We start from the raw sequence: 1,063 nt of genomic DNA, 5'->3' as shown, positions 1-1,063 counted from the left end.
TGATTGCGCTGCTCGGCATGGCGCACAGCGCCGAACAGCTTCAGCCATTCGGTCACCGTCACAAGATCCGAGACGAACACCGCTTCCTGAGAAATGATCAGCGCATCGACTACCGGCGAGGTGACAAGGCTGGCAGGCGCGGGGCGCGGGAGCGTGACGGGGTTGAACACGTTCGATGTACCAAGGATCGGGGTCGCCGAAGTCAGGGCGAACTTGAGCGGATTGCGGCTGTATGCCGCGCCGACCGCGACTTCGTGGGTGATCCCGAGCGTCCTGAATTCCCCGGTCACGAAAGCCTCGGCCGAAAACGGATCGCGCACCTGATTGGGACTGAAGAAGATGGTCGCGGTGTAATCGCCGTTTGCCTGCAATGTGCCGGCGCGGATGCCGACCCCCTGCTGGTCGCGCTCAAGCCGCATCTGCTGCGCGCGCGCCTGCAAGGTCCAGCCCGGCGCGAACTCCCACTTCGCGCCCAGCGAACCGATCACGTTGGAGGTGGGATAGGTGCCGAAGTCCTGCCCCAGAAAGGTGGTCTGGTCGAAGTTTTCCAGAACCCGGCGGCGTGCTGACGVTGGTCGAAGGGTCGTTGCGGGCGATGTCGCCGAGCGAGCGCACCTGCTGGTCGATCAGCAGTTCCTGTGTGATGACCGTCACCGAAAAGGGCGTATCGAGGATGCTCTGCTCGCCGAAGGTGCCGCCCGACTGGGTTTCCGATTTGTAGCCGGTTTCGCGCTTGCCGACGACGAGAATCTCCTCGGCGGTGCGGCGTGCGCGGGTGCCGTCACTATCATCATCTGCGCTGTTCGCACTGCTGTCCTGCGATTGAGCCGCTGCAGCTGCCGGCAAGATCGCCCCGCCTGCAAGAACGAGTGCGAGCAGTGATGTAGTCGCGCGGAAGGTGTTCATGGATGGCCCCGGATAAGCTTTAACCGCCGCCGCCAATGATGCGATTGCGAATCATTGTCAATTGCAGAATCGAATGTCACAAGAAATTGGGATCGGCGCAACGCTGGTCAGGGCACCTGCGAGCCTTGCCATCGGCCCATGAGATGCAGCCCCAGGA

At 62.5% G+C, this 1,063-nt stretch carries 2 protein-coding genes; both read right to left on the bottom strand.

Annotated features, from left to right (window positions below; genetic code table 11):
• Positions 1-419, bottom strand: a 419-nt coding sequence (locus SOQ14_RS14315; protein WP_322898789.1) for a hypothetical protein, incomplete at its 3' end; no start/stop codon positions are given.
• Entirely contained in the window at positions 409-906 is a 498-nt protein-coding gene (locus SOQ14_RS14310) for a TonB-dependent receptor plug domain-containing protein (protein WP_322898788.1), read from the bottom strand. The genes SOQ14_RS14315 and SOQ14_RS14310, both read right to left, overlap by 11 nt.
• Positions 907-1,063 lie beyond the last annotated feature (157 nt).

The sequence above is a fragment of the Erythrobacter epiphyticus genome (assembly GCF_034653295.1).
Taxonomy (GTDB): Bacteria; Pseudomonadota; Alphaproteobacteria; order Sphingomonadales; family Sphingomonadaceae; genus Erythrobacter.
Note: the sequence above shows the minus strand (reverse complement) of the source record. Positions and strands in the feature narration are given on the sequence as shown.